Here is a 26483-nt window from a genome sequence, read left to right as displayed (position 1 = left end):
GCATGGCGATGCTGGATAACACTTTCGAGCGACGATTGTGAGGGGCAGTTTATCTGCCGCAGGTTACTGGGAATCTTCCTGTTTCTGCTGCGTCGCACCGTCCGACGGCGCCGGAGCCGGCGCCTCCGGCTCCGCGTCATCCCGGGGACGGGGGGCGAACTTGACCTCGGCGTCCACGTCCGGCGCGAAGCCGCCGTCGCCCTCGATGACGATCGGCGGGGTCTCGAGCAGGCTCATCCGCAGGCGCTGCGCCTGGTCGGGATCGAGCTCCAGCCGATACTGGCCGACCGGCAGGTTCTGGAAGCTGGCCGAGCCGTCGAACTCGGTGCTGCCTTCGACGGCGAAGCCATTGTTTCCGACCAGCCGGACCTGCGCCGCCGACAGGCCGACCAAGGAGCCGTCGGGCCTGCGCAGGTTGATCCGCACCAGCACCTCGCCGGTCGGCCGCATCGGATAACGGACGGTGGTGAAGCTGCCGGCGCGCGGCGAGAACTGGACGGTGCTGGGCGGCGTCTGGACCGAGGTGTTCTCCACCTCGTCCAGCCCGACGAGCAGGCGGGCGGTGGGTCCCGCGCCGACGCCGGTGACGAAGGCGCGGCCGTTGAGGCCGGTGCGCACCTTGGCCTCGGCGCCCTCGAGGGTGACGTTCGGCACGGGCGTGTCGTCGCCGTCGAAGATGCCGTTGCCGTTCCGGTCGAGGAAGGCCTCGAACAGCAGGCTGCCGCCCGAACCCGGACCCGGGCGGGTCATCTGGTAGCGGCCGGCCACCGGGTTGTAGTTGAGGCCGAAGTTCAGCTGCGCCCCCACCCGCCACGACTGGTCGGCGTTGTTGTAGTCGCCGCCGACCGACAGATCGGCGAACCTGAGCTTGAAGATGCTGGACGCGGTCAGGTTGAAGCCGTCGAGATTGTCCAGCGGCTGGCCGATGCCGAGGCGGAGCGCGACGGTCTCGGAGATGTCGCGGTCGGCGGTGATCGCCAGGCTCCGCGCCTCCAGCTCCGGCAGGATCTGGAAGTCGATCGTCGAGCGGATCTGCCACTTGTAGCCGCGGAAGGTGGAGCCGGCGAAATAGCCATTGAGCTGTTCGGTGGCCGAGGTGTTCTGGCGGCCGGAGTTGCGCTGGTATTCCAGGCCGGCGCTCAGCAGGAAGCTCGATGCGGTGGTCGACGCGCGCATCGAGGCGGCGAGGTCGACCTGGCCATCCGCGTACTGGTTGCGCTGGCCGCGCAGCTGGGGGGATGACCTGGCCGGCGAGCGTCAGATTGCCGTCGAAAGTCAGTTCGCTGCGGCGAAGCATGAATCGCGTGGTGTCGACGCCCGGGCCGTTCTCGTCGAACAGGGAGCCCTGGAACTCCACGTGGCGCAGGACGCTGGAGATGCCCAGGATCTGGCCGGCCAGGCCGATGCTCTCGGCCGAGGCGCCGGTGTTGTCGTAGGCGAAGTCGAGCTGGGTCGACCAGCCGAACAGCGAGGTTCGGGCGCCCAGCAGGTAGAGCTGGCGATCGTTCAGCGCGCCCAGCGGAATGTAGGCCGCGGAGGCCGAGAGCGTCAGCGTCGAGGTCAGGCCATAGTTGACCGTTCCCACGGCCCGCAGCCCGCCGCGGCCGATCTGCACCGTCGCCTGCGGGTCGGGCCGGCGCACGAGCAGCAGCGGCTCGTCCTGCTGGACGATCCCGGCCTCGAAGGTCGCCTCGCCCCGCTGCAGCAGGCCGCCGCCGACGTTGATGATCCGGGTGTCCTCGCTCCGCTCCCCGCGCGGGCCGTAGGTGACCACGCGGACGACGTTGATGCCCTGGGTGAGGGGCACGTTGAGGAACTCGTAGCGGCCCTTGGCCGGGGTGTTCTGGCCGCTGCGCAGGATGTCGTTGACGTAGAGCTCCACGTCGTAGCCCAGCGGCAGCTCGCCGCGCAGGTCGATGCGGTTGAAGATGTTCGTCTGGTCGAGCGGGACGGTGGAGAAGTAGAGGCCGCGGCCGCCGACGCTGCGCGGACCGAGGGTGAGGCCAGGCGCGTAGACGTCGCCCGCGCTGATGACGCGGGCCTTCAGCGGTCCGAAGAGGCCGCCCTCGACGGAGCGGCGCTCGAAGACGAAGCGGGCGGTGTCGGGTTCGCCGGTCTCGTTCGAGCCGAGGTAGCCCTGGAAGCCGGTGTAGAGCAGGTCGGCGCCGACGCGGACGTCGTAGCGCATCGGGAAGCGGTTCTCCGACTTCTCGACGCCGGCGCCGAGCGCGATGTCGAAGGCCGGGAGGCTGAAGAGGCGGTAGGGGGTCTCGACCTTCAGGACATCGTCCCTGGGGCCGACGTTCTGCATGGCGTCGCGGCGGCGCGCCATCCGCTCCATCCGGCTCTGGATCGGGAGGAGCTCGGTCGGCGTGATCTTGAGCGCCAGGGTCTCGGGCTCGACCTCGAACTTGATCGGCAGCAGGCGCTGGAGCGCCGAGGCGCGGATGTAGATCTCGGTGTCGGTGGCGACGACGTCGGCGGCGGCCAGCGGCACATTCCGCGGGCCGTCCTTGGCTGTGCCCGAAGCAAGGTCGACGACCAGGGAGCGGCGCGCCTCGCCCAGCCGGCCGATGATCCGACGCTCGTCGGGCAGGACCTCGACGTCCATCTCGAGAAGTCGGGTAAGCTCGCCGACCGGGAGGAGGGGGTCCTCCGGGACGTCGTAGGCCGTGAGGCCGTCGGTCAGGGTGAGGTCGTCGAGCTCGACGGAGAACAGCAGCAGGGTCGCCGGATCGATGACCGGCGCGGCGGCGGGCGACGGGGACTGGGCAGCTTCGGCAGGCGCGCTCGTGGGCGGGGCGACGGCCTCAGCGGCCGCGCCCTGCGACGCACGGAAAATGGCAAGTGCGGCGGTGGCAGACCACGCGACGCACCTACGACGCCTGTTTGGCAAGGAGTTTACCCGGGGAAGTGTCGTCGTCGGTGAAGGTGATCTCGAGCTTCTCTCCGGCGGCGATGGTGCGGCTCAGCGGAATCCGCAGAGTGCGCCTCGCGACCTCCGGATAGACCCCGACCCCCGGGCTATACCGATGACCTCGTTCGCTTTGCCGCTCGGCTTCACCTCCACGTTGCCGAACAGCGAGTTCGCGCCGACCCGGACAAGGTCGAACACGGCGACCGGCGTGCGCCGGGCCGGGCTCGAGCCATCCGGCGAGATGTCGGCGTACTCAACATGCACGTTCTCGATCCCGGCCCGGACGTCGGCATCTCCCGTCCGGACGATCGCCGGGATGCTGAGGCCGAAGACGGAGTTGATCTGGAAGCGCAGTTCGTTGGGACCGATCCCGGCGGCCGCTTCGGCGGTGAGGCCGGCGTCCCTGGGGGAATGGTCGTGATCGTCAGGTGCGTGCGGTATTCGGCCGACGTCGCGTCGGGCGCGCCGTTGACCCGCAGGCGGATCGTCTGGCCCTGGCCGGGCGCGAGCGTCACGCGCCGCGGCGAGACCAGCAGCAGGCTTTGAGCCGACTTCAGGTTGTCGGCAAAGGGCTTGATCTCGGGCCGGCGCTCCAGGTCGGAGACCGCCACGATCTGGCCGTCCGGCAGCATCGTCCGGTCGATCAGCGCCACGTCGAACGACGCGGCGGCGTTGCCCTGGTTATAGATGTAGACCGTGGCCGACCGGCGGTTGCGGTCGAAGGTCACGCGCTTGGGCGAGATGTTGAGGTTCGCGCCGACCGTCGTGGTGTTGACGACGGGCGCGGGTGGGGCCGCCGGCGCCGCAGCGGGCTGCGCCAGGACTGCGGACGTGGCGAGGACCGCCATGACGGCGATCGCGACGGGAATGGCGACGCGGGTCAATTGTATTGAACCACGACAACCAGGAGGCCCTCATAGGCCCCGGGTTCCAGGCGGTCGGAGGAGGCCAGCGACAGCGCGCCCCCCGACGTTGACGCTCATGGTGTTGGAGCCCATCACGGCCCCGCCGAGGACGACCCCATCGCCCTCGATGCCGAGCTCAGAGCTGGTGTTGGTTCTTACCGTCAAGGCTTCGGTCCCCCCGTTGCGGACGACCGTGAAGCTCTCTGGCACGGCCATCGACACAGCGTCGCCAGCCTGTCCCCGAATGGTTAAGGTGGCGTTGCTGACACCAGCGGTTGTACCATTAGTTCCCGCCGAAGGCACGGCCCCCCGCAAAGGACGCGTTCGGAGAGACCGCCGATGCCGTCACGCTGGGCAGGACCAGGGGACTGACGACCTGGATGCCGACCGGCCGGGCGACAATGCGCGCGTTGACCCCCGTCGATGCGGAGGACGACGAAACGCCGAGCGCCACCGCCTGCGCGCAGCAGGCGATGGCGCCGAGAGACGTCAGGAGGAAAAGCGACGCTCGTTTCATGGCTTCCGCTTATACCCGCCTGATTGACCGAAGCTGAACGCGGCCGGTTGTCGCCGGCCGCATCCGCCTTAGTTGTAGTCGACCGTCGTCGTCAGGGTGCCGGACTTGGCGCCGAGCGACGGGTTGGCCGGGATGTTGAGCGTCGCGCCGACGACCAGCTCGCAGGCGGCCGAACCGGTGCCCGTGTTGGCGGTCTTGCCGGTGCCGGTGCCCGCCGCGATGATCGTGTTGAAGCAACCCGAGGCGGTGAAGTTGTCCACCGAGAAGGTGTTGTCCGACATCACCGCGCTGATGGAGATGTTGAACGCCTGGTTGGCTTCACCGGTGATGTCGAAGCTGCCGGCGCGCGGCGCGGTGCCGCCCGGAGCCAGCAGTTCGGTGTCGCTCGCGGTGCGGGCGCCGGCGGTGGAGATGGTCACCGTGGCGGCGGCGGTCGGCGCGACGATCGTGCCGAACTCGAGGCTCAGGTCCGGATCGATGGTCAGCGGCGCGATGAGGCGAGCGTTGATGCCCACCGAAGCGCTGTCGCTGCTCTGAGCGGCGGCGGCGGTGGCAAGACCCGCCACCAGGGCGGCGCTGCCAGCGCCGATGAGGATCTTACGAAGGGTGTTCATGTTCGCCCCAGGCGTGAAAGTTGTCAGATGAACGCTTGAACTGCTTTGACGGAAACCTTGGAACTTCAACAGAACCGCGACGCGAGTGTTGCGGAGACCTGTAAAACCCCCTAGTTGTACGCCGTCAATTTAACCCACAGTTATCCATGGCCCTCTAGATGCGTTGCCGTTGGCTGTCAAGATTGAAGGCCCTCGGTAACCAAACTAACGGGGCGCCAAGGTCAAAGTCCCGAAACGGAACAACGGCCCGGACGCAATCCAATTCCTGCAAAAGGTGTGCGCACAAAGGTCAGGATGAGCTGTGAATCTCTCGGAGAGCTTGCAAATTCACCCGTTGAGGGGAGGGGGGCTCCGTTACTGTTGCAAACACCTTGAGGTGGCGGCGATGACATTGGACGCAACCCATTGGTGTGGAAGTATAGTGAATTGAAAATCGGCGTTCTCTGGAGCGGCGAGTTCAGGAACTCGCGCTGTTCGGACCAAGTAAAGCCGCCGCGGCAATACGTCACGTATCGGCGTTCTTCTACCAGGCGTGGCGAAAAGGCGGCGAACCTTTGCCGTGAAGCTTTGCCGGGAGCGCGCGCTCGCGGGGCCTCTATTAACGAATTGCTTAGCTTGCTGCGGGGGCCGTCAGGCGTCCGGCCGCACGAGGATCTTCACATGGGCCTCCGGATCGCCCAGCGCCTCGAACGCCCCGGCCACCCCGTCCAGCCCCACGGCGCCGGTCACCAGGTCGGAGACGTCGATTACGCCTTCGGCAAGATGGCGCAGCGTCTGGCCGAATTCCTCCGGCGTGTAGCCGAACACGAAGGTGAGCTCGATCTCCTTGGTGATGGCGATCGAAGGCTCGATGCGGTCGGTCTCCATGCAGACCCCGGCCACGACGATCTGCGCGCCCGCCGGCGCCGCCTCGATCAGCCCCTGCAGGACCCCCGGCGCGCCGACGCATTCGAAGACCACCGGCCGACCGAAGCCGCCGCCCATCATCCGGATCATCTGCTGGGCCGCGCGCGCCTTGGGGACGCCCAGCGCCTCCCAGCGGTCGTGGGGGCTTTCCTTGGCCGGATCGACCAGGATGTCGGCGCCCAGCTTCTCCGCCGCCGCCCGGCGCCCTGGGCGAGAAGTCCGCGGCGATCACCGGGCCGTGGCCGGCGGCCTTCAGCGCGGCGATCACCGCCAGGCCCACGGGTCCGCAGCCGACGACCAGCGCCACCGAGGTCTTGTCCATCCGCGCCTTGGCCACGGCGTGGAGGCCGACGGCGAAGGGCTCAGTCATCGCCGCCTTGTCGGTCGGCAGGCCGTTCGGCACCTCCAGGAGGAGCTGCTCGGATAACAGCATGCGTTCGGAGAAGCCGCCGGGCAGGCGATTCGAGAAGCCGAGCATCTCCACGCCGCCGGGCGTCATGGTGACGGGAATAGAGACCACGCGGGCGCCGGGCTTCAGCTTCCGCTCGGTGTTGGGCCCGAACTCCAGCACCTCGGCGCAGAACTCGTGGCCGAAGACGGTGTCGGCCGTGGGGTCGAAGCCGTTGTCGCCGCCGCCGGCCCGGCGGCCGAGCTCGATCATGTGTTCCATATGGTGGAGAGCATGCAGGTCCGACCCGCAGATCCCGCAGGCCAGCGTCTTCACCAGCACCTGGCCGTCGACCGGCGTGAGTTCGGAAATCTCGTCGCAGACCAGCCGCTTGTTGCGCCGAATGACCGCTCTCATGGCGTCCTCCCCCTCTAGCTTGCCCACTTTAGCCATATCCCCTAACCCTCGCCGCTCGGATTCTTCAGCGACGGAGCGGGACCATGAGCCTCGCCTTCATCTTCCCGGGACAGGGCAGCCAGGCGGTCGGCATGGGCGGCGAACTGGGCGAGGCCTTCGCAACCGCGCGCGAGGTCTTCCAGGAGGTCGATGACGCGCTCGGCCAGGCGCTCTTCAAGCTGATGAGGGAAGGTCCGGAGGACCAGTTGACCCTCACCGAGAACGCCCAGCCGGCGCTGATGGCCGTCAGCGTCGCCGTCAGCCGCGTGCTCGAGCGGGAGTTCGGCGTCGGCGTCGAGAAGGCCGCCTTCGTGGCGGGCCACAGCCTCGGCGAATACTCCGCGCTCGCCGCCGCCGGGGCGATCAGCCTCGCCGACACCGCCCGGCTCCTGAAGCTGCGGGGCCAGGCCATGCAGCGGGCCGTGCCGGTCGGGGCAGGGGCGATGGCGTCGCTGATCGGCCCCAAGACCGACGTGGCCCTGGCCGAAGAGGCTGCCGCGGCCGGCGCCGAGCTCGGCGTCTGCGTCGTGGCCAACGACAACAACCAGGGCAATGTGGTGATCTCCGGCGCCAAGGCGGCCGTCGACCGGGCGATCGAGAAGGCGAAGGAGCTGGGCGCGCGCGCGATCCCGCTGAACGTGTCCGCCCCGTTCCACTGTCCCCTGATGCAGCCCGCGGCGGACGAGATGGCCGAGGCCCTGGCGGCCGCGACGATCCTGTCGCCCAGGGCGCCGGTGGTCGCCAACGTCACCGCCCGGCCGACCAACGATCCCGAGACCATCCGCCGGCTGCTCGTCGAGCAGGTGACCGGCCGCGTCCGGTGGCGCGAGAGCGTCCTGTGGCTGGCCGGCGAGGGCGGGGTGACGCGGTTCGCCGAGGCCGGCGCGGGCAAGGTGCTCTCGGGCATGGTCAAGCGGATCGCGCCGGACGCCGAGGCCGTGCCGCTGAACACGCCCGCCGACCTCGAAGCCTTCGCCAAGACTCTTTAGAGAAGAGAGGCACAAGCCATGTTCGACCTCAGCGGCAAGACCGCCCTCGTCACCGGCGCCACGGGCGGGATCGGCGCGGAGATCGCCCGCGCCCTGCACGCCCAGGGCGCCCACGTGGTCCTCTCCGGCACCCGCGAGGCGGTGCTGCAGGAGCTCGCCGGGGAGCTCGGCGAGCGCACCTCGGCGGTGGCGGCCAACCTCTCCGATCCGGCGTCCGTCGACGGCCTGATCGAGGCCGCGGAAGCCGCCGCCGGCAAGCCCATCGACATCCTGGTGGCCAACGCGGGGATCACCCGCGACGGCCTCCTGATGCGGATGAAGGACGAGGACTGGGAAGCGGTCATCAAGGTCAACCTCGAGAGCTATTTCCGCCTGGCGCGCGCCTCCATGCGCGGGATGATGAAGCGCCGGCACGGCCGCATCATCGGCATCACCTCCGTGGTCGGCGTGATGGGCAATCCGGGGCAGTCCAACTATGCCGCCTCCAAGGCCGGCATGATCGGCTTCTCCAAGGCGCTCGCCCAGGAGGTCGCCAGCCGCGGGATCACCGTGAACTGCGTGGCCCCGGGCTTCATCGAGAGCCCGATGACCGACGCCCTGAACGAGCAGCAGAAGGCCCAGATCATGGGGACGATCCCCGCCGGCCGCCTGGGCCAGGGCCGCGAGGTCGCCACGGCCTGCGCCTACCTCGCCAGCGACGAGGCGGCCTACGTCACCGGCCAGACCCTGCACGTCAACGGCGGCATGGTGATGATCTAGCCCCTCGCGTCGCCGGAGCGAACATGCTACCCGGCGGCCCGAACCAAACCGGTCCGGTGCCAGTTGACACCAGCGTCGCTGTCGCCGAATGCAAAGACTGACTAAGCCTGAGGGACCTACCTAATGTCCGACGTCCTCGAACGCGTCCGTAAGATCGTCATCGAACACCTCGACGCCGATCCTGAGAAGGTCACCGAAAAGGCGAGCTTCATTGACGACCTGGGCGCCGACAGCCTCGACAACGTCGAGCTTGTTATGGCGTTTGAAGAAGAGTTCGACATCGAAATTCCGGACGACGCGGCGGAGCACATCCAGACCGTCGGCGACGCCGTGAAGTTCATCCAGGAGCGTCTGGGCGCTTAAGCGCTCGTCTTCGCTGGAATTTTTGACCGCCGCGTCGCCGAGGGCTCAACCCCTTAGCCGCGGCGGTTCTCGTTTGAGGACAACCCATGCGTCGTGTCGTCGTCACCGGGATCGGCCTTGTCACCCCCCCTCGGGATCGGGGTCGAGCACAGCTGGAAAGAGATCCTCGCCGGGAAGTCCGGCGCAGGCCGTATCTCCGCCTTCGATCCTGAGGCCTACGCCTGCCAGGTCGCCTGCGAGGTGCCGCGCGTGGACGGCCGCGGCGGCGGCGGCCCCGACGTGCCGGGCTCCTTCGACCCCGACCAGACCCTCGCGCCGAAGGACCAGCGCCGCGTCGACGACTTCATCCTCTACGCCATCGCCGCCGCCGACGAGGCGGTGAAGGATTCGGGCTGGCAGCCCGATGAGGACGACAACGAGGGCCGCGAGCGCACCGGCGTGATGATCGGCGCCGGCATCGGCGGCCTGGGCGCCATCGCCGATACCGCCGTCGAGCTGCACGAGAAGGGCCCGCGCCGGATCAGCCCGTTCTTCATCCCGTCGGCCCTGATCAACCTGGCCAGCGGTCAGGTCTCGATCCGCTACGGGTTCAAGGGGCCGAATCACAGCGTGGTCACCGCCTGCGCCACCGGCGCGCACGCGATCGGCGACGCCGCCCGGATCATCAAGTACGGCGACGCCGACGTGATGATCGCCGGCGGGGCGGAAGGCTCCGTGGTGCCGGTCGGCATCGCCGGCTTCGTGGCCTGCCGGGCCATGTCCACCAGCTTCAACGACAATCCGACCAAGGCCAGCCGGCCCTACGACAAGGACCGCGACGGCTTCGTCATGGGCGAGGGCGCCGGCATCCTGGTGCTCGAGGAGTACGAGCACGCCAAGGCGCGCGGCGCGAAGATCTACGCCGAGGTGGCGGGCTACGGCATGGCCGGCGACGCCTACCACATCACCGCCCCGGCCTCGGACGGCGACGGCGGCTTCCGCGCCATGCGCAACGCCATCAAGGATGCGGGCCTGGAGCCGGCGGACGTGGACTACATCAACGCCCACGGCACCTCGACTCCGCTCGGCGACGAGATCGAGCTGGGCGCCGTCGAGCGTCTGTTCGGGAATGCGGCGTCCAAGCTGACCATGAGCTCGACCAAGTCGGCGACCGGACACCTGCTGGGCGCCGCCGGGGCCATCGAGGCGGCGTTCTCGGTGCTGGCGATCCGCGACCAGATCGCGCCGCCGACGATCAACCTCGACAATCCCTCCGTCGAGACGCCCATCGACCTGGCGCCCAACAAGGCCAAGCCGATGGAGATCAATGTCGCCATGTCGAACTCCTTCGGCTTCGGCGGCACCAACGCCTCGGTGGTCTTCAAGAAGGTCGCGTGAGCCGCAGAGCCCGCCCGCGTCGCCGCGCCGTCCCGCGCAAGGCCCCGCCGGGACCCTTGCGGATGCTCGGCGGCGCGCTTGCCGCCATCGCCGCCTTCGCGGTGGTCGCCATCGCCTGGGTGATGTGGACCTACGGCGGGCCGGGCCCCCAGGCCCGCGAGGGCGAGGTCACCACCGTTGTCCTCCCGCGCGGATCGGGCCTGTCCACGATCGCCGGCGACCTGGCCGACGCCGGGGTCATCCGCTCGCGAGGCCTGTTCATGGCGGCGGCCCGGCTGGGCGGCGCCGCCGGGTCGCTGAAGGCCGGCGAGTACGAATTCCGAAGCGGGACGTCGATGGCCCGTGTCCTGCGCGATATCCAGGCCGGCCGCGTCGTTCGCCACCTCGTCACCGTGCCGGAAGGCTGGACCAGCGAGATGGCCTGGGAGGCCGTCCATAAGGCGCCGGTGCTGACGGGCGAGGCGCCCGTTCCGGCTGAGGGGACCCTGCTCCCCGACACCTACCAGGTTCAGCGCGGCGACAGCCGCTCGACGGTGATTCAGCGGATGGCCGAGGCCCAGGACAAGCTGATGGCGGACCTCTGGCCGAAGCGACAGCCGGGCCTGCCCTTCGACACGCCGCAGGAGGCGCTGACGCTGGCCTCCATCGTGGAGAAGGAAACCGGCATCGCCGCCGAACGTCCCCGCATCGCCGCCGTCTTCGTGAACCGGCTGCGCAGCGGCATGCGGCTCGAAAGCGATCCGACGATCATCTATGGCGTCTCGAAGGGGCGGCCGCTCGGGCGGGGCATCCTGCTCTCGGAGCTGAACGCCCGGACGCCCTGGAACACCTATCAGATCGATGGCCTGCCCCCGACGCCGATCGCCAATCCGGGGCGGGCGGCGATCGAGGCGGTGCTCAATCCGCCGACATCGGACGAGCTGTTCTTCGTCGCCGACGGTTCGGGCGGGCATGTCTTCGCCTCGACCTACCCCGAGCATCAGCGCAATGTCGCGCGCTGGCGCCAGGTGGAGCGGCAGAAGGCGGCTGCGGCCGGGGCGGGGCGCTAGATGGCCATCTCGGGCATGACCGGCTTCGGCCGGGCGGAAGGGGCGCAGGGCGCCTGGAGCTGGGCCGTCGAGGCCCGCTCGGTGAACGGCCGCAACCTGGAAGTCCGCTTCCGTGGCCCGCCGGGCTTCGAAGGCCTGGAGCGGGCCGCCCGCGAAGGGGCCCAGGCGCGCTTCCAGCGCGGCCAGGTGACCGTCGGCCTGCAGGCCAGGCGCGGCGAGCAGGCCGCCGCCGTGAAGATCAACATCGAGCAGCTCGAGCGCTACCTCACCGCCGGCGGCCTACATGGCGACCGGCATGGTCGCGCCCCCGCGCTTGGACGGCCTGCTGGCGTTGAGGGGGCGTCATCGAGGCGGCCGACGCGCTGGAGGATCCTGAGGCGCAAGGCCAGCTGGAGGCCGCCATGGCCGCCTCCATCGCCCAGGCCTACGAGGGGCTGCTCGCCGCGCGACGCGAGGAGGGGCGCGCGCTGCTGGCCGTGCTGACGGGGCAGATCGACCGGATCGCCGAGCTGGTGGCCGAGGCCGAGGGCCACGCCCAGGCCCAGCCGATCGCCATCAAGGAGCGCTTCGAACGCCGCATGGCCGAGCTGGCCGGCGAGGCCGTCTCCGAGGACCGGGTGCTGCAGGAGGCCGCGGCGCTCGCGGTGAAGGCCGACGTCCGCGAGGAGCTGGATCGCCTGGTGGGTCACATCGCGGCCGCCCGGCAGCTCGTGGCCGGGGAGGGCGCCGTGGGCCGCCGCCTGGACTTCCTGACCCAGGAGTTCATGCGCGAAGCCAATACGCTCTGCTCGAAGTCGGCCATCGCGGCCCTCACCACGGCCGGCCTGGACCTGAAGGCCGTCATCGAGCAGTTCCGCGAACAGGTCCAGAATGTCGAGTAGCAGAGGCCGCCGTTGACCCTCCAAGACGATCACCACGACGCGAAGCCCTGGGAAACCGTCCGCCGCGGGCTGCTGATGCTGGTGTCCAGCCCGGCGGGGGCCGGCAAGACCTCGCTGTCGCGCCGGCTGGTGGCGGACTATGCGAGCATGATCCTCTCGATCTCCGCGACGACCCGCGGCCCGCGGCCCGGCGAGGAGGATGGGCGGGAGTACTACTTCAAGACTCGCGCCGAGTTCGAGGCGATGATCGCGGCGGGCGAACTGCTGGAATGGGCCGAGGTCAACGGCCACCTCTACGGCACGCCCAAGGCTCCGGTGATGGCCGCCCTGGAGGCCGGCCGCGACGTGATGTTCGACATCGACTGGCAGGGCGCCCAGCAGGTCGCCGCCCAGGCGCCGGAGGATTCCGTTCGCGTCTTCATCCTGCCCCCCCTCCTGGGTGGACCTGGCCCGCCGGCTGCGCGCGCGCGCCCAGGACAGCGAAGAGGTGATCAACCAGCGGCTCGCGCTCGGCAAGCGCGAGATCACCCACTGGGGCGAGTACGACTACGTCATCGTCAACAAGGACTTCGACCGGGCGTATGCGGATCTCCTGCACATCTATCGCGCCGAGCGTATGAAGCCGGTCCGCAATCCCTGGCTGCCGCCCTTCGTGCAGGACCTGCTGGACGAGAAGATCTAGGGCGCGCGACCCAAAGGGCCCCGCTGCCCATCCGCCGGGCCCGGCGGCGCAAGTTCCGGCGTTTCACCCCAATCCGTCCGCTGACGGCGCTCGGCCGTCGCGCCCCGCGCTGGGCGCTCTCTAGCTTCCCGCCCAGTGCAAACGCGAGTGGGGCTTTCGGGGATGGGTTCCGGACAACAGACGCCGACCAGGCGCCAGCTACTCAACGCCATCGGCCTGATGGGCGGGACGGCGGCGCTCTACCAGATGATGACGACCTTCGGGCACGCCGCGGAGACGCGGTTCGACGGGCCGCCGAACCTCTCCGGGGCGCGGAAGGGGGCCTCGGTCATCGTGCTGGGCGCGGGGCTGGCCGGAATGCTGGCGGCCTACGAGCTCGAGAAGGCCGGCTACAAGGTCCGCATCCTCGAATACCAGAACCGCCCCGGCGGCCGGAACTGGTCGCTCTATGGCGGCGACACCTACACCGAGATGGGCGGCGCGACCCAGCACGTGAAGTTCGCCAAGGGGAACTATCTGAACCCCGGGCCCTGGCGGATCCCGCACCACCACCGGACCCTGCTGCACTACTGCAAGGCCTTCGGCGTGGCGCTGGAGCCGTTCATCCAGTTCAACCACAACGCCTATGTCCACACGACCGAGGCGTTCGGCGGCGCGCCGCAGCGGTTCCGGTCGCTGGCCGCGGACTTCGAGGGGAATGTCGCCGAACTGCTTGGCAAGGCCGTCGACCAGAAGGCGCTCGACACCCGGCTGACGCCCGAGGACGTCGACCGCCTCAAGGAGGCGCTGCGCAGCTGGGGCATGCTCGACGAGAACATGCGCTACACAAAGGGCCTCAGGTCCTCCTCGCACCGTGGCTTCGACCTGCCCCCCGGCGGCGGGGTGAACGGCGCCCCGAAGCCCTCGGACCTCTTCCCGTTCGACGAGGTCCTGAAGTCGGGCGTCTGGGCCCAGATGGCGTTCTTCATGAACGACGAATTCCAGACCACCATGTTCCAGCCGGTGGGCGGCATGGGCAAGATCGGCGAGGGCTTCGGCCGTAAGGTCGGCCACCTGATCACCTACAACGCCAAGGTGACGAAGCTCCATCAGGACAGGTCCGGCGTCACGGTCAGCTACACCGACGTCGCCAAGGGCGGCGCGGCCGTCGAGGCCAAGGCCGACTACTGCGTCTGCACCATCCCGCTCTCGGTGCTCAGCCAGATCGAGAACAACCTGTCGGAGAAGAAGAACGCCGCCATCCAGGCGGTGCCCTACTCGGGCCAGGTGAAGATCGGCCTCGAGATGCGCCGCCGGTTCTGGGAGGAGGACGCCGACATCTATGGCGGCCATTCCTTCACCAACCAGCAGATCGGCCTCGTCTCCTATCCCAACAACAACTTCTTCCAGGACGGTCCGGCCGTGCTGCTGGGCGCCTTCGCCAGCGGGGCGGGCGGCTTCAACCTCGCCGGCATGACGCCCGAGGAGCGGATCGAGGTGGCGCTGAAGGAGGGCTCGGTCTTCCACCCGGAGAGCTACCGCAAGGAGTTCCTCTCCGGCGCCTCGGTCGCCTGGAGCCGGGTTCCCTGGGCCATGGGCTGCTGCGCGCGCTGGAACGAGCAGACCCGCCGGGACCACTACCAGGAACTGGTCGCCCTCGAGGACCGCGTCGTGCTGGCCGGCGAGCACGCGTCGTACGTCGGCTGCTGGATGGAGGGTTCGCTGCTCTCCGCCCTCGACGCCATCACCCGCTTGCACAAGCGCGCCCTGGAGGCCTGAACCCATGCGCCCAGCCCTGATCGCCACCGCCCTGATGTTCGCCGCGACCCCGGGCCTCGCCGACGAGCCCGGCCCCGGGGGCAGCAAGCCGCCCGTTCCGAAGACCGGCGCAGAGGTCTACCGGATGTACTGCCAGGCCTGCCACATGCCCGACGCCAAGGGGGCCGTGGGCGCCGCGGCCTTCCCGGCGCTGGCCGCGAACCCGAGGCTCGGCAGCCCGCAGTACGCCATGTTCGTGGTCGAGAACGGCAAGGCCGGCATGCCGCCGTTCAAGACCGCGCTCACGCCGGAGCAGGAGGCGATGCTGATCACCTACCTGCGCACCCACTTCGGCAATGACTACCGGGAGCCTGTGAGCGTCGCCGACGTCGAGGCCATGCGGAAGGCCGCGCCCTAGACCCCGCGGCTGGCGATCCAGCGATCGACGCGGGCCTCCAGGACATCGAGGGGCAGGGAGCCGGCGCCCAGCACCGCCTCGTGGAAGCCCTTCTGGTCGTAGCGGGCGCCCAGCGCCTGACGCGCCTTCGCCCGCAGCGCCAGGATCTTGACCATGCCCACCTTGTAGGAGGTCGCCTGGCCGGGGTTCACCAGGTAGCGGCGGACCTCCGAGCGGATCTTCGCCTCCGGCTGCGGTGAGTTGGCGGTGTAGAAGCGAAGCGCCTCGGCCTCGCTCCAGCCCTTGGCGTGGATGCCGGTGTCGACCACCAGGCGGATCGCCCGCCAGATCTCCGCCCCAGGCGGCCGAAGTCGGAATAGGGGTCGGTGTAGAAGCCCATCTCCTTGGCCAGCAGCTCGGAATAGAGGCCCCAGCCCTCGATGTAGGCGCCGTAGCCGTACTGGCCGCGGAACTTCGGCGTGCCGGTCATCTCCTGGGCCAGCATGATCTGCATGTGATGCCCCGGCCAGCCCTCGTGGTAGGCGGTGCCTTCCAGCTCGAAGATCGGCGTGGCGCCGGTGTCCGCCAGGTGGACGTAGTAGATGCCCGGACGCGAGCCGTCCGGCGCGCCGGAGTTGTAGTGCGCCGCGCCGCCCGGCTCCTCGCGGAAGCTCTCCACCCGCTTCACGATCAGCGGCGCCTTGGGCAGGCGGCCGAACTGCTCGGGAATGCGGGCGCGCATGGCGGCCAGGTAGGTCTCGGAGGCCTTCAGATACTCTGCGCGGCCTTGGTCGGTGTTCGGCAGGAAGAACCGCTTGTCGGTGCGCATGAAGACGAAGAAGTCCTCCAGCGAACCCGCAAAGCCGATCCTGGACTTGAGCGCTTCCATCTCGCCGCGGATGCGCTTCACCTCGGCGAGTCCGAGCTCGTGGATCTCGTCGGCCGTCATCCCGGTGGTGGTCTGGAGTTTCAGCAGGTCGTCGTAATAGGCCCGGCCGTTGGGGAGCGCGTGCGCCCCTTGCGGCTCCAGCGCGGTGTTCTCGCGCTCGGCCGTCAGCCACGCGGCCACCCGGGCGTAGGCCGGCTGCATGGACTGCGTCATGGCGGCGGACTGGGCGGCGACGAAGCGGTCGGCCTGCGCCGGATCGATCTTCCCGGCCTTCTGGAGGGCCGCGATCTTGGCCTTGGCGTCGGCGAAGAGCGCGGAATCGGCGCCGGCTGCGAACGGCGCGCCGGCGGTCAGCCGCTTCACCTCCTCCAGGCTCTGGTCGAAGGCGAAGCGCGGCGGCCGGACTCCTGCGCGGCGGCCAGCTTCGCCCGCTCCAGCGACTGGTCGAGCGCCGGGCCGATCGCCCGGGTCCGGGCGACGTAGGCCTCCAGGTCCGCCGGGGTGTCGACCCGGTGGCTGTTGATCAGGAAGTTCGGCAGGCCGCTCTGGGGCCCCCCGCGGACGAAAATGTAGTCGTTGCGCCGCCACTTCGCCTCGATCTCGGCGCGGTCCAGCTCCAGCGCCCACATGTCGTAGGAGGTGCGGGCTTCCTCGGAGAGCTTTGCGCCGGCGAACTGGGCCTTCATCTTCGCCACGCTGGCGCGGCGCCAGGCCAGGACCCGGTCGGCGTGCGCCTCGCTGCGGGCGGTGAGCTCGGAATAGCGTTCCTTGCGGCCGAGCCGCGTCAGCCACTGCGGGTCCATCTGGACCTCTTCCTCGAACTGCGCGTCGAGGAAGGCGGTCAGGCGGGCGTCATCCTGGCCTTGCGCGAGCGCCGGCTGGGCGATCAGGGCCGCGGACCCCATAAGGGTCAGGGTGAACTGGCGTCGGGAAAGCCGCATCTATTCCTCCACTTTGCGCGCGAAGGCCTAGCCGGGTTCGCGGGGTCCGGACAAGCGGCGCGAGACGGGGAGGGAGAAGCGCCGGGGATAACGCCCCCGGTCGGGCGGCCGGCTCCCTGTCTGGGGGACGTAGCCGGCTGCGGGCGATATCTACGGCTCTGCCCGCTTACCGCTCGATCACCCTTCGCAAGGAAATCGAGGGGCGATATTCCCCGCGCCGCGCGAATTAATACAACCTGGAGGAAGCCCGGAATGGGTCGAGCTTGCGGCCTGGCAACCGGAGCTCGGCTTTGGCATTCACGCGATATGCGCGACGCAGAGACCTGCCGCCATCGGGCGGCCGAATATGAAGCCGCAGCCAGGGAGGTTGGCCAGGAGGCGAACCGCCGACGCTACCTGCACCTGGCCGAGTGCTGGCGCGAGCTGGCCGAGGCGGCGGAGTTCGAGTCCAGGCGCGAGGTCGCGGCCTGATCTCACGCGCCGCGTGGCGTCCGGCCCCTGGGCGCTGCTAGGCCTTGGCCATGAGCGTCATCGCCGCCAACGCCTACCGGAACGGGGCGCCGGTCCGCAGCCTCTCGCTGAGCGCGCCGGAAGGCCTGAAGCTCGCGCCCGACGAGTTCGCCTGGATCGGGCTGCACGAACCCACCGCCGAGGAGCTCGGCGTCCTGGCGGACCACTTCCGGCTGCACCCTCTGGCCATCGAGGATGCGCTCAAGGCCCACCAGATTCCCAAGGCCGAGGTCTACGACCACGAGCTGTTCGTCGTCGCCAAGACCGCCCAGCTCGACGAGGATCAGGACATCGCCTTCGGCGAGACCCACATCTTCGTCGGCCCCCAGCACATCATCACCGTCCGCCATGGCTCGGCCCGGGCGCACACGGCGCTGCGGGCCCAGCTCGAGGCCGCGCCGCGGCTCCTGGCGCATGGCGGCGACTATGTGCTGCACGCCGTCCTCGACTTCATCGTCGACGGCTACCTGCCGATCGTCGATTCGCTCGAGGAAGAGGTGCTGGAGATGGAGCAGCGCACCCTCGACAGCTTCCTCAGCCGGCCCGAGATCACCCGCATCTTCGAGCTGCGCCGCGAGCTCACGCGCTTCCGCCGCATCCTCGGCCCCATGGAGGAGATGGCCAGCCGGCTGGAGCACCTCGACACGCCCTGCATCGACCCGGAGGTCCGGCCCTACTTCCGCGACGTCCTCGATCACGTCCGCCGGGTCGCGGTGCGGGTGGAGACGCTGCGCGACGCGCTCGGCTCGGTCTTCGAGGTCGCCAACCTCCTGGAGCAGCAGCGCCAGGGCGTGATCACCCGCAAGCTCGCCGCCTGGGCCGCCATCCTGGCCGTGCCGACCGCGGTGGCGGGGATCTACGGCATGAACTTCAGGCACATGCCGGAGCTGGAGTGGACCTATGGGTACTATCTCGTCCTGGCGGCGATCGCCGTGATCTGCGCCGGCCTCTACTACCGCTTCAAGGAGTCCCGCTGGCTCTGACGGGCGCGGTAGGCGCGGCTCATCGTGTGGCCGGCAAGCGCCGCTACGGCCACCAGCAGCGGCAGGACGAAGTAGCTCAGGCGGTATCCGAGAAAGGCCGCCGCCAGGGCGGCCGGCGGCGCAGCCCGCGGCAGGAGGGCGGAGAGCATGCTCTCGAAGACGCCGGCCCCGGCCGGCACCGTCGATGCGAGGCCCGCGACCAGCGCGATGGCATAGGCGCCGACGAAGGCCAGGTAATCCACGGCGCCCGGCGGCAGCAGGATCCAGATGATCGCCGCCGCGGTGGCGTTGTCGATCGCGCCCACGACGAGCTGGACCAGGGCCGTGCCGGGCGAGGGGAGGGCGAGCGTCCGCCCGAAGGCGTGCAGCGGTCTCCGATGGAAGGTGCACGTCAGGATGTAGGCGGTGACGCCCGCCAGCAGGACCGCGCCGGTGGCGCGGGCCACGGGGGTGGCGATCGCGCTCCGCGCCAGCTCATCATGGCTGGCCAGCAGCAGGCCAAGCCCGGCCAGGGTCGAGATGCCGACGACGAAGGAGAAGCTCTGGAAGAGGGTCGCGCCGGCCACCTGGCTCACCTTGATCCCGTGCCGGTCGTAGAGCCGGGCGCGCACCGCGCCGGACACCAGCAGGTTGGCGCCCAGCGAATGGGCGATGGCGCTGGCGATGAAGGTGGTGGCCAGTGTCCGGCCCCATGGCAGGTTGGCCCCCATCCAGCGGAGCCCGACCTTCTCCACCACGCCCATGAGCAGGAAGCTCACCGCCGACAGCGCCAGGGCGGCGAGGATCGCGCCGGGGCCCCAGCGACGGATCTCCAGGGCGACATCGGCGAGGCTCAGGTCCTGGTACTGCCGCCAGAGCACCAGGGCGGCGGCCGACAGCAGCACCAGGGGCACAAGCCGGAGCGTCCAGCGCCAGATCAGGGTGCGGAGGCTGGTCTCGCGGCCGGGCAGGGCCTGGACGATGTCGTCCTCGATCGGGTGATCGGCGACCGGGACGGCACGGTCCGGTGGTGAAAGGGGCTTCCGCACGCCTCTGGTGTCTCAGGAGTCGGCGACGGCGTCACGACATGGGGGGAACCGAAGCCCACGGCTGAGGTTTCTCCGCGGACCGCTTAGACGACGAGGAGGATAACCCATGGCGCGCGAAGATTGGCGGCAACGTGACGACGGGCGCTGGGAGCGCCAGGAGCGTCCGGCGGGGCGCGACGATTTCGGCCAGGCGGACTACTCCACCGACTATGGCTACGACCCGCAGCGCCGGGCCGGCTACCGTGCGGACGCCGAGCCGGACGTCCGGCGCGACGATTACGGCCAGGCCGACTATTCCAAGGACTACGCCTACGACCGCGACCGCGGCGCCGCCTACCGCCGCTTCTCGGCCGACGACCCCGACTACGTGCGGCGGATGGACGACGGCGACTACCGCCGCGACGAGGGCCGGTCCTGGCGCGAACGCACCGGCGGCCTGTTCGGCGGCCGCCCGGCCGAGGACCGTTCTCCCCGCCGCCGGGGCTCTTCGGACCGCGTGCTCTGGGCGGTGATCGTCGAGCGCCTGGAGGACGAACGCCGGCTCGACCTCCGTGACGTCGAGGTGATCGTCGAAGACCGGGAGGTCACGCTCAACGGCACGGTCCGCCGCAAGGAGGACCGGCGCCGGATCGAGGACATCGCCGACATCGACGGCGTCCGGCACGTGCAGAACAACCTGCGCGTCCGTGACCGGGGCGGCTGGACCTTTCTCTAGGCGCCGGTCGCCCGCGGGAACCGCCGGCGGAAGCGCTCGACGACGATGGGCGCCGTCGCGGCGGCCAGCCCGCCCAGGTCGGCCACCCAGTTGTCCATGAGCGGGGCCAGGGCGGCGCCGCTCAGGAGATGCAGCGCTTCCAGGACCGTGGCGAAGGCGCCGACGCCGGCCGCCACGGTCCTGAGCCTCGTCCGCGGCATGGCGGCGAGCGCGCACAGGGTCAGCACATAGAAGGCCGCGAAGTGCTGCAGGTTCGGCGAGCGGACGAAGTCCGGCACGAGCTCGCTCGGCAGGAACTTGGCGACGATGATGGCCAGGCCCGCGCCCAGCAGGGACAGGCGCGCCATGACGGCGAGCGGCCCGGCCTCGGGATAGCGCCCATCCCCGAACAGGCTACGATCTTCACTCACGCCGGTTTGTCCTCCCTGCGCCGACCCTAGGGGCCTTGCGGCCGGTTCGGAACCCCTGAGCGCCGCCTGTGCGTTGGATCGTCATGAGCAAGGCGATCACCGTCAACATCCCCCACGAGCTCGGCCGCGCCGAGGCCCGCCGCCGCATCGAGGAGGGTTTCACCCGCTTCTCCACCCAGATGGGCGCGGCCGCGGGCGCCTTCACCAAGAGCTGGGACGGCGACCGGCTGAACTTCGCCCTCCAGGCGATGGGCCAGGCGATCTCCGGCTCCATCGATGTGGAGGAGACCGTGGTCCGTCTGGAGGTCCTGCTGCCCAACCTGCTCGGCATGATCGCCGGCAAGCTCAAGGGGCGTCTCCAGAAGGAGGGCCAGATCCTCCTGGAGAAGAAGTAGCCGGCAACCGTCCCTGTCGCCGGGGGTTCTACAGTCAAGTCAACGAGGAACGTTTCGATGCCCCATAAGCAGACGGAAGAAGAGGCCAAGCGGGCCTTCACCCATGGCTCCAGCGGCGCCAACGCCGACATGGCCGTCGACGGCCAAAGCAAGCCGCTGGACGAGCACCGCCATATCGATGCGCCGCATTCCCGCCCGGCCGAGCCGCTGGCGGAGGGCGAGAAGCACGATCAGCTGGCCGAGAAGGAAGCCTGCGCCGAGGACCGGCAGGAAGCCCTGCTCGACGAGGCCATCGAGGAGACCTTCCCGGGTTCGGATCCGATCAGCCCGAAGCACATCACCTGACGTCGGCGGGCGGGGGCGCTCAGCGCCCCTGCTTCGCGCCCACCGTGTCCGCCATGACGGCGCCCCGCGCGCCCAGCGGCTTCTCCGGCCCTACGGTGGTGTCCTTCGCCGTCTGATGCTCGATCTCCGAGTTCAGTTCGGCGCCCAGCAGGATCACCTGGCCGGACACGTACATCCACATCATGAAGCCGACCGCCGCCCCCAGCGACCCGTAGGTCCGCTCGTAGTGGGCGAAGTTGGCCACATAGACCGAGAACGCCGCCGAGGCGGCCATCCACAGCACGAGCGCCACGGCGCTGCCCCAGCTGATCCAGCGCCACCGGGCCTGGTCGCGGCTCGGTCCGAAGCGGTAGAGCAGGGCGAGGCCGGTCCCCAGCGCGGCCAGCAGCACGGGCCAGGTCACCAGGCGGAAGCCGAAGGCCGTCGAGGGCCCCAGGACGCGCTCGATGGCCGGCGGCGCGGCGATGACGGCGACGGCGCAGAGACCGAACGCCAGGAAGCCGAGCGTGAACGCCAGTGAAATCAACGTCCTGCGGACGAAGCCTCGCTTCTCGACCTCGTCGTAGGCGATGTTCATGGCGGTGATCAGCGCGCGGGTGGCCCCGCTGGCGCTCCACACCGAGAGCAGCAGGCCGCCCACGAAGGCCAGCGACAGCCCGCCTTCGCTCGCCGCGGAGATCCGCATCATCTGCTCGCCCACGAACCGCAGCATGTCGGCGGGGATGACCACCGTCAGCGCCTGGAGGTGGTCCTGCACCTGGGCGACGTCGGCGAACAGGCCGTAGAGCGCCACGAAGGACGCCAGGGCCGGGAACATCGCCAGCAGGGCGTAGAACGTGAAACCGGCGGCCACCAGGGGAACCTGGTCCTCGGAGAACTCCTTGCCGGTGCGGATCAGGATGTCCTTCCAGCCCGGCGCCGGGATGTCCTGCGGCGCCTCGGCCAGCCGGCCGCGCGCGGCGTCGAACATCTCGCTGGGTTCGAGCGTGTCGCGGTCGGACGCGGGCGCGTCCTTGAGCGCCGAGGCCGGGCGCGTCGGGCGTTCGGCCGCCGTGTCGCGCGGGCGCCGGGGTCCGGCCCGCGTCGGCAGCAGCGCCACGCCCGCGAGCGCCAGCCAGGGCACTATCTTCCTGAGGGTTCTCGCCATCCGCCGCCGCACTCCTGCACCCGGCGGGCTGAACCGGTCAGGGCGGCGCAGGTTCCGTCAGCCGACCTGCAGCGCCTCGTAGGCTTCCTGGGCCTCCAGCCATTCCAGCTCGGCGGCGTTGACCGCGGCCTGGGCCTGCTCGCGGCGGCGTCCGAGTTCGGCCGCCTTCTGGGGATCCCTGGTGAACACCTGCGGATCCGTCAGCGCCTGGTCGATCTGCGCGAGCGCCTCGGTCGCCCGGGTGAGGGCGGCCTCGGCGGCCTCGGCGCGGCGGCGCGCGGGGCCGGTCGGGACCTTCGGTCGCTGGGCCGGCGGGGGCGGCGGAGGCGGCGGGGCCTCGGCCTTCACCTGGGTCGGCGCGCGGGCCGCGACCCGGGCACGGTCCAGCACGAAGCGGGCGTAGTCCTCGAGGTCCCCGTCGAACGGTTTGATGGTCCCGTCCGCCGCCAGCCACAGGCGGTCGGCGACCAGCTCCATCAGCGAGCGGTCGTGGGTGATCAGGATCACCGCGCCCTCGTAGTCGTTCAGCGCGTCCAGCAGGGCGCGGCGGCTGTCGATGTCCAGGTGGTTGGTCGGCTCGTCGAGGATCAGGAGGTGCGGCGCCTCCATGGCCACCATGTTGAGCAGCAGCCGCGCCCGCTCGCCGCCGGAGAGGTTGGAGACCGTGGTGTCCTGCTTCTCGAAGCCCAGGCCGAACTGGGCCAGCTTCGAGCGCCTCTGGCTCTCGGTGGACTGGGGCAGGGCGCGGCGCATGATCTCCAGCGGAGTGTCCGTGGGGTCCATGGCCTCGATCTGGTGCTGGTGGAACCAGCCCACCTTGAGCCGGCCGCTGCGATGCAGGTGGCCGCTCTCCACCGTCAGCGCGCCGGCCACCAGCTTGGCGAAGGTCGACTTGCCGGCGCCGTTGACGCCCAGGAGGCCGATGCGGTCGTCGAGGTCGAGCCGCAGGTCCAGCCGCTTCAGGATCGGCGCGTCGCCGTAGCCCACGGCCGCGCCCTCCACGCGGATCAGCGGCGGGGGCAGGGGTCGCTCGGGCGAGGGCAGGGTGAAGGGCGCCACGTGCTCCTCGATCACCGCGGAGACTGGCGGCAGCTTGGCGATCGCCTTCATGCGCGACTGCGCCTGCCGGGCCTTCGACGCCTTGGCCTTGAAGCGGTCGACGAAGGACTGCATGTGCGCCCGCTTTGCCTCGATCTTCACCCGGTTGGCTTCCTGCAGCCTGAGCTTCTCGGTGAGTTGGCGCTCGAAGCTGTCATAGCCGCCGGAGTAGAGCTCCAACTTGCCGTCCTTCAGGTGGAGGATGTGGTCGACCGAATTGTTCAGCAGCTCGCGGTCGTGGCTGATGACGATGGCGGTGTGCGGGTACTTCCGCAGCCGCGCCTCCAGCCAGAGCGCGCCTTCCAGGTCGAGGTAGTTGGTGGGCTCGTCGAGCAGCAGCAGGTCCGGCTCGGCGAACAGCGAGGCCGCCAGGGCCACCCGCATCCGCCAGCCGCCCGAGAACTCCGCCATCGGCCGCGCCAGGTCCTCGTTGGCGAAGCCCAGGCCCGCCAGGATCTCGGCGGCGCGCGACGGCGCGCGGTCGGCGTCGATCTCGATCAGCCGGGTGTAGATGTCGCCCAACTCCTCCGGCGCGGCGGTCTCCAGCCGCGCAAGCAGGCTCGAACGCTCGAGGTCGGCGGCCAACACGGTGTCGAGCAGCGGCACGGGCGTCGCCGGATGCTCCTGGTCGACGGAGCCGATTCGCGCCTGCCGGGGCAGGCCGATCTCGCCCGAGCCCAGGACGAGCTGGCCGAGGATCAGCTTGAAGAGGGTCGACTTGCCGACACCGTTGCGGCCCACGAGGCCGACCTTGGCGTCCTTCGGAAGGCTGACGCTCGCCTGGTCGAAGAACCGGCGGCCCCAGGCGTCGAAGACGAGGTTCTGGATCTGAAGCATGACAAACGACGGGCAGGAGTTGCGGGCGCGGACCAGCCCTCGCCGGATCGCGTATGTGGAGAAGGCCAGGGCTTGAATGTCAGGAGCCGCGCCGCCACTTGGCCGGGCGGGCTCTTAGCAGACCGCTGGCGCCTTGGCGAGGCGGGGGCGAGCGTTTATAGAGCCCGCCACTTTCCGCGGCGCCGCTGCGGCCTCCCCCAGTCCTGAGAGACCAAGAACAACACCATGACCGAACGCACCTTCTCGATCATCAAGCCGGACGCGACGCGTCGCAACCTGACCGGCAAGGTCAATGCGGTGATCGAGGACGCCGGCCTGCGGATCGTCGCCCAGAAGCGCATCCGCATGACCCGCCAGCAGGCGGAGCAGTTCTACGACGTCCACAAGGAGCGCCCGTTCTTCGGCGAGCTCGTGGACTTCATGATCTCCGAGCCTGTCGTCGTGCAGGTCCTCGAGGGCGACAACGCCGTCGCCAAGTACCGCGAAGTGATGGGCGCGACGAACCCCGCCCAGGCCGCTGACGGCACCATCCGCAAGCTCTACGCCGAGAGCGTCGGCGAGAACTCGGTCCATGGGTCCGACAGCCAGGACAACGCCAAGATCGAGATCGCACAGTTCTTCACGGACGCCGAAATCGTCGGCTGATCCGGCAACCCGATCTGGTCCGCGGGGGTTTTCCCGCGGACCAACTTTGTGTTTCCCCACCTAGAAAGTCCCGATGCGAGAAATGAAGATCGGTGGCTTCAGCGAAAGGCTGGAGTCCCAGGCTGCGGCGCGGAAGGCGCTGCTCGAGAAGTTCAAGCCCAAGCCGATGGTCCAGGCGGTCGAGGCCGAGGGCCGGTTCGAGACCCGGGCTCAGCGCAAGGCGCGCGAGCTGGAAGAGGTCCGCGCCAAGCGCGCCGCCGAGAAGGAAGCCGCCCGCGTCCAGGCCGAGCAGGCCGCTGCGGCGCGCGCCGAGGCGATCGCCAACGACGAGGAGCTTCAGCTCGCGATGAAGCGCGACGAGCGCAAGGCGCGCAAGGCGGAAGCCAAGGCCCAGGCCCGCGCCAAGCGCGAAGCCAAGTCGGCGGCCCGCCGCTAAGGCGGGCTCAGCTGTCCCCCGCCGCTCATGCGGCGGGACATCTCGCCGTAGTATCCCTGAATGAGAAGTTCGACCTGCTCGCCGCGTTCCTCCGCGTCGAACGCGAGGTCGCGCGCCATCTGAATGGCCGCCGAGCGCGACAGGCCGCGCTCAAGCGGCGCTCCGTCGCAGAAGACAGTCCAGTCCCCATCCTTCAGGGTGACCGCGTATTGGACCATTCCGCACAACCCTCGCGATAAAGCTTCAGCGTGCAACGGCGCTGTTGGTTCCAGCCGTCCTCGGAACTGAACCGGCGGATGGCGGGCGCACGGCTATTGGGCGGCGGATTCTTCCACGAAAGCTATCACTTGGCCGCGCCGGCCGGCGCATTCGTACGACCGGTCCGTCCAGTGCAGGTTCGCGCGGTGCGGGTATGGCCTCAGGGGCACAAGCCGCGTGACCTCCGGAGCGGCGCCTGCGATCCTCCCGCCGCCGCTCGGAGACGCGCCATGGACGGTCCGCACCTGATCTATTTCACCGACCCCATGTGCTCGTGGTGCTACGGCTTCTCCCCGGCCATCGAGGAAATCCGGCGGGCCTTCGGCCGGGCGCTTCCGATCCGCCTGGTCCTGGGGGGCCTGCGGCCCGGGACCGAGGAGCCGATGAGCTTCGCGGCCCGCGCGGAGGTCACCACCCATTGGCGACACGTGCATGACGCCTCGGGCGTGCCGTTCGACGAGGCCGCCCTGCCGGAGGGGTTCGTCTACGATACCGATCCCGCCGCCCGCGCCGTCGTCGTGGCGCGACGCGAGGACCCGGAGCTGGCGCTGGCCTATCTCGCCCGCGTGCAGCGGGCGTTCTACGCCGAGGCGCGCAACGTCACCGATGGGCAGGTGCTCGCCGACCTCGTCGCCGAGCTCGGCCTCGACCGCGCCGACTTCCACGCCCAGTGGGCCGCCGAAGACGCCAAGCGGGAGACCTGGGGCGACTACGCCCTGTCCCAGCGGGCCGGCGTCACCGGCTTCCCGACCCTCGTCGCCGGGCCCAACGAGGCCGGGGTCTATGGCGTCGTCACGCGCGGCTATGCGCCGCCGGACCAGGTGGTCGCCACGCTCAAGGCCTGGATCGAGCAGATCTCGGCCTGAAACCAATCTCTTCCACAGGTTTCCTGCGGCAGATCGCGCGCGT

General features: G+C 69.7%; 28 protein-coding genes and 5 pseudogenes. 20 read left to right on the top strand and 13 right to left on the bottom strand.

The window, feature by feature from the left end; all coding sequences use genetic code 11:
• Nucleotides 1-63: 63 nt before the first annotated feature.
• On the bottom strand, nucleotides 64-1176 hold the full coding sequence (locus LRS04_RS21710) for a hypothetical protein (RefSeq protein ID WP_257818164.1): 1113 nt from the start codon (nucleotides 1174-1176) through the stop codon (nucleotides 64-66).
• Here LRS04_RS21710 and LRS04_RS21705 point away from each other — a divergent pair.
• Nucleotides 1160-2929, top strand: coding sequence for a hypothetical protein (locus LRS04_RS21705; protein WP_257818163.1), 1770 nt, complete (start codon nucleotides 1160-1162; stop codon nucleotides 2927-2929). The two genes, LRS04_RS21710 and LRS04_RS21705, sit on opposite strands and share 17 nt — an antisense overlap.
• A gap of 131 nt (nucleotides 2930-3060) precedes the next feature.
• On the opposite strand, the gene LRS04_RS21700 is transcribed toward LRS04_RS21705, so the two are convergent.
• From LRS04_RS21700 to LRS04_RS21685, 5 genes are all read right to left on the bottom strand, one after another.
• Nucleotides 3061-3765 (bottom strand): hypothetical protein, encoded by a 705-nt coding sequence (locus LRS04_RS21700; protein ID WP_257818161.1) that lies wholly within the window; start codon nucleotides 3763-3765, stop codon nucleotides 3061-3063.
• Between the two features lie 66 nt (nucleotides 3766-3831).
• On the bottom strand, nucleotides 3832-4125 hold the full coding sequence (locus LRS04_RS28400; protein ID WP_374576681.1) for a DUF4402 domain-containing protein: 294 nt from the start codon (nucleotides 4123-4125) through the stop codon (nucleotides 3832-3834).
• A complete protein-coding gene (locus LRS04_RS21695; RefSeq protein ID WP_257818160.1) occupies nucleotides 4106-4339 on the bottom strand; it encodes a hypothetical protein in 234 nt (77 codons plus the stop codon). Before LRS04_RS21695 ends, LRS04_RS28400 begins: the two co-directional genes overlap by 20 nt.
• A gap of 68 nt (nucleotides 4340-4407) precedes the next feature.
• Nucleotides 4408-4953: a DUF4402 domain-containing protein gene (locus LRS04_RS21690; RefSeq protein ID WP_257818158.1), complete on the bottom strand. Its 546-nt coding sequence runs from the start codon at nucleotides 4951-4953 to the stop codon at nucleotides 4408-4410.
• A gap of 630 nt (nucleotides 4954-5583) precedes the next feature.
• Nucleotides 5584-6027 (bottom strand): zinc-binding dehydrogenase, encoded by a 444-nt coding sequence (locus LRS04_RS21685; RefSeq protein WP_257819219.1) that lies wholly within the window; start codon nucleotides 6025-6027, stop codon nucleotides 5584-5586.
• A gap of 1 nt (nucleotide 6028) precedes the next feature.
• Here LRS04_RS21685 and LRS04_RS21680 point away from each other — a divergent pair, with 1 nt between their 5' ends.
• Nucleotides 6029-6286: a hypothetical protein gene (locus LRS04_RS21680; protein WP_257818157.1), complete on the top strand. Its 258-nt coding sequence runs from the start codon at nucleotides 6029-6031 to the stop codon at nucleotides 6284-6286.
• A 30-nt stretch (nucleotides 6287-6316) separates the two neighbouring features.
• On the opposite strand, the pseudogene LRS04_RS28395 reads toward LRS04_RS21680, so the two are convergent.
• A pseudogene (locus LRS04_RS28395) lies at nucleotides 6317-6547 on the bottom strand (alcohol dehydrogenase); the annotation flags it as partial.
• Between LRS04_RS28395 and LRS04_RS21675 the strand changes: the two are divergent.
• The 10 genes and pseudogenes from LRS04_RS21675 to LRS04_RS21630 all read left to right on the top strand — a co-directional run bounded on the left by LRS04_RS21675 (nucleotide 6446) and on the right by LRS04_RS21630 (nucleotide 14958).
• A complete protein-coding gene (locus tag LRS04_RS21675; RefSeq protein ID WP_257818156.1) occupies nucleotides 6446-6682 on the top strand; it encodes a hypothetical protein in 237 nt (78 codons plus the stop codon). The pseudogene LRS04_RS28395 and the gene LRS04_RS21675 sit on opposite strands and share 102 nt — an antisense overlap.
• Before the next feature lie 65 nt (nucleotides 6683-6747).
• Entirely contained in the window at nucleotides 6748-7692 is a 945-nt protein-coding gene (gene fabD, locus LRS04_RS21670) for an ACP S-malonyltransferase (RefSeq protein WP_257818155.1), read from the top strand.
• A gap of 18 nt (nucleotides 7693-7710) precedes the next feature.
• Nucleotides 7711-8451, top strand: a complete 741-nt coding sequence (gene fabG, locus LRS04_RS21665) for a 3-oxoacyl-[acyl-carrier-protein] reductase (RefSeq protein WP_257818154.1) — start codon at nucleotides 7711-7713, stop codon at nucleotides 8449-8451.
• Nucleotides 8452-8574: 123 nt separating this feature from the next.
• Nucleotides 8575-8814 carry an acyl carrier protein gene (locus LRS04_RS21660; protein ID WP_012522113.1) on the top strand — a complete coding sequence of 80 codons (240 nt, stop codon included), beginning with the start codon at nucleotides 8575-8577 and terminating at the stop codon, nucleotides 8812-8814.
• Between the two features lie 86 nt (nucleotides 8815-8900).
• Nucleotides 8901-10191, top strand: a pseudogene (gene fabF / locus LRS04_RS21655) (beta-ketoacyl-ACP synthase II).
• Nucleotides 10188-11240 carry an endolytic transglycosylase MltG gene (mltG, locus tag LRS04_RS21650; RefSeq protein WP_257818153.1) on the top strand — a complete coding sequence of 351 codons (1053 nt, stop codon included), beginning with the start codon at nucleotides 10188-10190 and terminating at the stop codon, nucleotides 11238-11240. The pseudogene fabF and the gene mltG overlap by 4 nt, the downstream one beginning before the upstream one ends.
• A pseudogene (locus LRS04_RS21645) lies at nucleotides 11241-12121 on the top strand (YicC/YloC family endoribonuclease).
• Nucleotides 12122-12196: 75 nt separating this feature from the next.
• Nucleotides 12197-12803, top strand: a pseudogene (gmk, locus tag LRS04_RS21640) (guanylate kinase).
• Between the two features lie 162 nt (nucleotides 12804-12965).
• On the top strand, nucleotides 12966-14561 hold the full coding sequence (locus tag LRS04_RS21635) for a flavin monoamine oxidase family protein (RefSeq protein WP_257818152.1): 1596 nt from the start codon (nucleotides 12966-12968) through the stop codon (nucleotides 14559-14561).
• 4 nt (nucleotides 14562-14565) lie between these two features.
• On the top strand, nucleotides 14566-14958 hold the full coding sequence (locus tag LRS04_RS21630) for a cytochrome c (protein WP_257818151.1): 393 nt from the start codon (nucleotides 14566-14568) through the stop codon (nucleotides 14956-14958).
• Here LRS04_RS21630 and LRS04_RS21625 read toward each other — a convergent pair.
• A pseudogene (locus tag LRS04_RS21625) lies at nucleotides 14955-16629 on the bottom strand (DUF885 family protein). The gene LRS04_RS21630 and the pseudogene LRS04_RS21625 sit on opposite strands and share 4 nt — an antisense overlap.
• A gap of 444 nt (nucleotides 16630-17073) precedes the next feature.
• Here LRS04_RS21625 and LRS04_RS21620 point away from each other — a divergent pair.
• Together LRS04_RS21620 and LRS04_RS21615 are read left to right on the top strand one after the other, a co-directional pair.
• Nucleotides 17074-17238 (top strand): hypothetical protein, encoded by a 165-nt coding sequence (locus tag LRS04_RS21620; protein WP_257818150.1) that lies wholly within the window; start codon nucleotides 17074-17076, stop codon nucleotides 17236-17238.
• Nucleotides 17239-17288: 50 nt separating this feature from the next.
• Complete coding sequence (locus tag LRS04_RS21615; RefSeq protein WP_257818149.1) at nucleotides 17289-18260, top strand: magnesium and cobalt transport protein CorA; 972 nt, start codon at nucleotides 17289-17291, stop codon at nucleotides 18258-18260.
• On the opposite strand, the gene LRS04_RS21610 is transcribed toward LRS04_RS21615, so the two are convergent.
• A complete protein-coding gene (locus tag LRS04_RS21610; RefSeq protein ID WP_257818148.1) occupies nucleotides 18230-19288 on the bottom strand; it encodes a YbhN family protein in 1059 nt (352 codons plus the stop codon). The two genes, LRS04_RS21615 and LRS04_RS21610, sit on opposite strands and share 31 nt — an antisense overlap.
• Nucleotides 19289-19394: 106 nt before the next feature.
• On the opposite strand from LRS04_RS21610, the gene LRS04_RS21605 reads away from it, so the two are divergent.
• On the top strand, nucleotides 19395-20003 hold the full coding sequence (locus tag LRS04_RS21605; RefSeq protein WP_257818147.1) for a BON domain-containing protein: 609 nt from the start codon (nucleotides 19395-19397) through the stop codon (nucleotides 20001-20003).
• On the opposite strand, the gene LRS04_RS21600 is transcribed toward LRS04_RS21605, so the two are convergent.
• On the bottom strand, nucleotides 20000-20413 hold the full coding sequence (locus LRS04_RS21600; protein WP_257818146.1) for a hypothetical protein: 414 nt from the start codon (nucleotides 20411-20413) through the stop codon (nucleotides 20000-20002). The two genes, LRS04_RS21605 and LRS04_RS21600, sit on opposite strands and share 4 nt — an antisense overlap.
• Before the next feature lie 68 nt (nucleotides 20414-20481).
• Here LRS04_RS21600 and LRS04_RS21595 point away from each other — a divergent pair, with 68 nt between their 5' ends.
• Complete coding sequence (locus LRS04_RS21595) at nucleotides 20482-20808, top strand: polyhydroxyalkanoic acid system family protein (RefSeq protein ID WP_308238200.1); 327 nt, start codon at nucleotides 20482-20484, stop codon at nucleotides 20806-20808.
• A gap of 57 nt (nucleotides 20809-20865) precedes the next feature.
• Nucleotides 20866-21153: a hypothetical protein gene (locus tag LRS04_RS21590; RefSeq protein ID WP_257818145.1), complete on the top strand. Its 288-nt coding sequence runs from the start codon at nucleotides 20866-20868 to the stop codon at nucleotides 21151-21153.
• A 19-nt stretch (nucleotides 21154-21172) separates the two neighbouring features.
• On the opposite strand, the gene LRS04_RS21585 is transcribed toward LRS04_RS21590, so the two are convergent.
• Both LRS04_RS21585 and LRS04_RS21580 read right to left on the bottom strand, forming a co-directional pair.
• Nucleotides 21173-22300 carry a YihY/virulence factor BrkB family protein gene (locus LRS04_RS21585; protein WP_257818144.1) on the bottom strand — a complete coding sequence of 376 codons (1128 nt, stop codon included), beginning with the start codon at nucleotides 22298-22300 and terminating at the stop codon, nucleotides 21173-21175.
• A gap of 57 nt (nucleotides 22301-22357) precedes the next feature.
• A complete protein-coding gene (locus LRS04_RS21580) occupies nucleotides 22358-24235 on the bottom strand; it encodes an ABC-F family ATP-binding cassette domain-containing protein (RefSeq protein ID WP_257818143.1) in 1878 nt (625 codons plus the stop codon).
• Between the two features lie 225 nt (nucleotides 24236-24460).
• Between LRS04_RS21580 and ndk the strand changes: the two genes are divergently transcribed.
• Together ndk and LRS04_RS21570 are read left to right on the top strand one after the other, a co-directional pair.
• Nucleotides 24461-24880, top strand: coding sequence for a nucleoside-diphosphate kinase (gene ndk, locus LRS04_RS21575; RefSeq protein WP_257818142.1), 420 nt, complete (start codon nucleotides 24461-24463; stop codon nucleotides 24878-24880).
• Between the two features lie 73 nt (nucleotides 24881-24953).
• A complete protein-coding gene (locus tag LRS04_RS21570) occupies nucleotides 24954-25316 on the top strand; it encodes a DUF6481 family protein (protein ID WP_257818141.1) in 363 nt (120 codons plus the stop codon).
• Here the strand turns inward: LRS04_RS21570 and LRS04_RS21565 are convergent.
• Nucleotides 25313-25534 (bottom strand): DUF2188 domain-containing protein, encoded by a 222-nt coding sequence (locus LRS04_RS21565; RefSeq protein ID WP_257818140.1) that lies wholly within the window; start codon nucleotides 25532-25534, stop codon nucleotides 25313-25315. The two genes, LRS04_RS21570 and LRS04_RS21565, sit on opposite strands and share 4 nt — an antisense overlap.
• Before the next feature lie 270 nt (nucleotides 25535-25804).
• Here LRS04_RS21565 and LRS04_RS21560 point away from each other — a divergent pair, with 270 nt between their 5' ends.
• A complete protein-coding gene (locus LRS04_RS21560; RefSeq protein WP_257818139.1) occupies nucleotides 25805-26440 on the top strand; it encodes a DsbA family protein in 636 nt (211 codons plus the stop codon).
• The last annotated feature ends 43 nt before the right edge of the window (nucleotides 26441-26483 follow it).

Origin of the sequence: Phenylobacterium sp. J367 (assembly GCF_024699985.1) — a bacterium.
Classification (GTDB): Bacteria; Pseudomonadota; Alphaproteobacteria; order Caulobacterales; family Caulobacteraceae; genus Phenylobacterium.
This window is presented reverse-complemented; position numbering and strand designations above follow the sequence as displayed.

Bases quoted from the DNA above. Each gene is read 5' to 3' on its own strand.
- LRS04_RS21580 (WP_257818143.1), bottom strand. From the start codon at position 24,235: ATGCTTCAGATCCAGAACCTCGTCTTCGACGCCTGGGGCCGCCGGTTC.
- LRS04_RS21710 (WP_257818164.1), bottom strand. From the start codon at position 1,176: ATGCGCGCGTCGACCACCGCATCGAGCTTCCTGCTGAGCGCCGGCCTG.
- LRS04_RS21560 (WP_257818139.1), top strand. From the start codon at position 25,805: ATGGACGGTCCGCACCTGATCTATTTCACCGACCCCATGTGCTCGTGG.
- LRS04_RS21565 (WP_257818140.1), bottom strand. From the start codon at position 25,534: ATGGTCCAATACGCGGTCACCCTGAAGGATGGGGACTGGACTGTCTTC.
- LRS04_RS21585 (WP_257818144.1), bottom strand. From the start codon at position 22,300: ATGGCGAGAACCCTCAGGAAGATAGTGCCCTGGCTGGCGCTCGCGGGC.
- LRS04_RS21695 (WP_257818160.1), bottom strand. From the start codon at position 4,339: ATGAAACGAGCGTCGCTTTTCCTCCTGACGTCTCTCGGCGCCATCGCC.
- LRS04_RS21630 (WP_257818151.1), top strand. From the start codon at position 14,566: ATGCGCCCAGCCCTGATCGCCACCGCCCTGATGTTCGCCGCGACCCCG.
- LRS04_RS21680 (WP_257818157.1), top strand. From the start codon at position 6,029: ATGTCGGCGCCCAGCTTCTCCGCCGCCGCCCGGCGCCCTGGGCGAGAA.
- LRS04_RS21700 (WP_257818161.1), bottom strand. From the start codon at position 3,765: ATGGCGGTCCTCGCCACGTCCGCAGTCCTGGCGCAGCCCGCTGCGGCG.
- fabD (WP_257818155.1), top strand. From the start codon at position 6,748: ATGAGCCTCGCCTTCATCTTCCCGGGACAGGGCAGCCAGGCGGTCGGC.
- LRS04_RS21690 (WP_257818158.1), bottom strand. From the start codon at position 4,953: ATGAACACCCTTCGTAAGATCCTCATCGGCGCTGGCAGCGCCGCCCTG.
- LRS04_RS21615 (WP_257818149.1), top strand. From the start codon at position 17,289: ATGAGCGTCATCGCCGCCAACGCCTACCGGAACGGGGCGCCGGTCCGC.
- ndk (WP_257818142.1), top strand. From the start codon at position 24,461: ATGACCGAACGCACCTTCTCGATCATCAAGCCGGACGCGACGCGTCGC.
- LRS04_RS21590 (WP_257818145.1), top strand. From the start codon at position 20,866: ATGCCCCATAAGCAGACGGAAGAAGAGGCCAAGCGGGCCTTCACCCAT.
- LRS04_RS21660 (WP_012522113.1), top strand. From the start codon at position 8,575: ATGTCCGACGTCCTCGAACGCGTCCGTAAGATCGTCATCGAACACCTC.
- LRS04_RS21620 (WP_257818150.1), top strand. From the start codon at position 17,074: ATGCGCGACGCAGAGACCTGCCGCCATCGGGCGGCCGAATATGAAGCC.
- LRS04_RS21635 (WP_257818152.1), top strand. From the start codon at position 12,966: ATGGGTTCCGGACAACAGACGCCGACCAGGCGCCAGCTACTCAACGCC.
- LRS04_RS21570 (WP_257818141.1), top strand. From the start codon at position 24,954: ATGCGAGAAATGAAGATCGGTGGCTTCAGCGAAAGGCTGGAGTCCCAG.
- LRS04_RS21605 (WP_257818147.1), top strand. From the start codon at position 19,395: ATGGCGCGCGAAGATTGGCGGCAACGTGACGACGGGCGCTGGGAGCGC.
- fabG (WP_257818154.1), top strand. From the start codon at position 7,711: ATGTTCGACCTCAGCGGCAAGACCGCCCTCGTCACCGGCGCCACGGGC.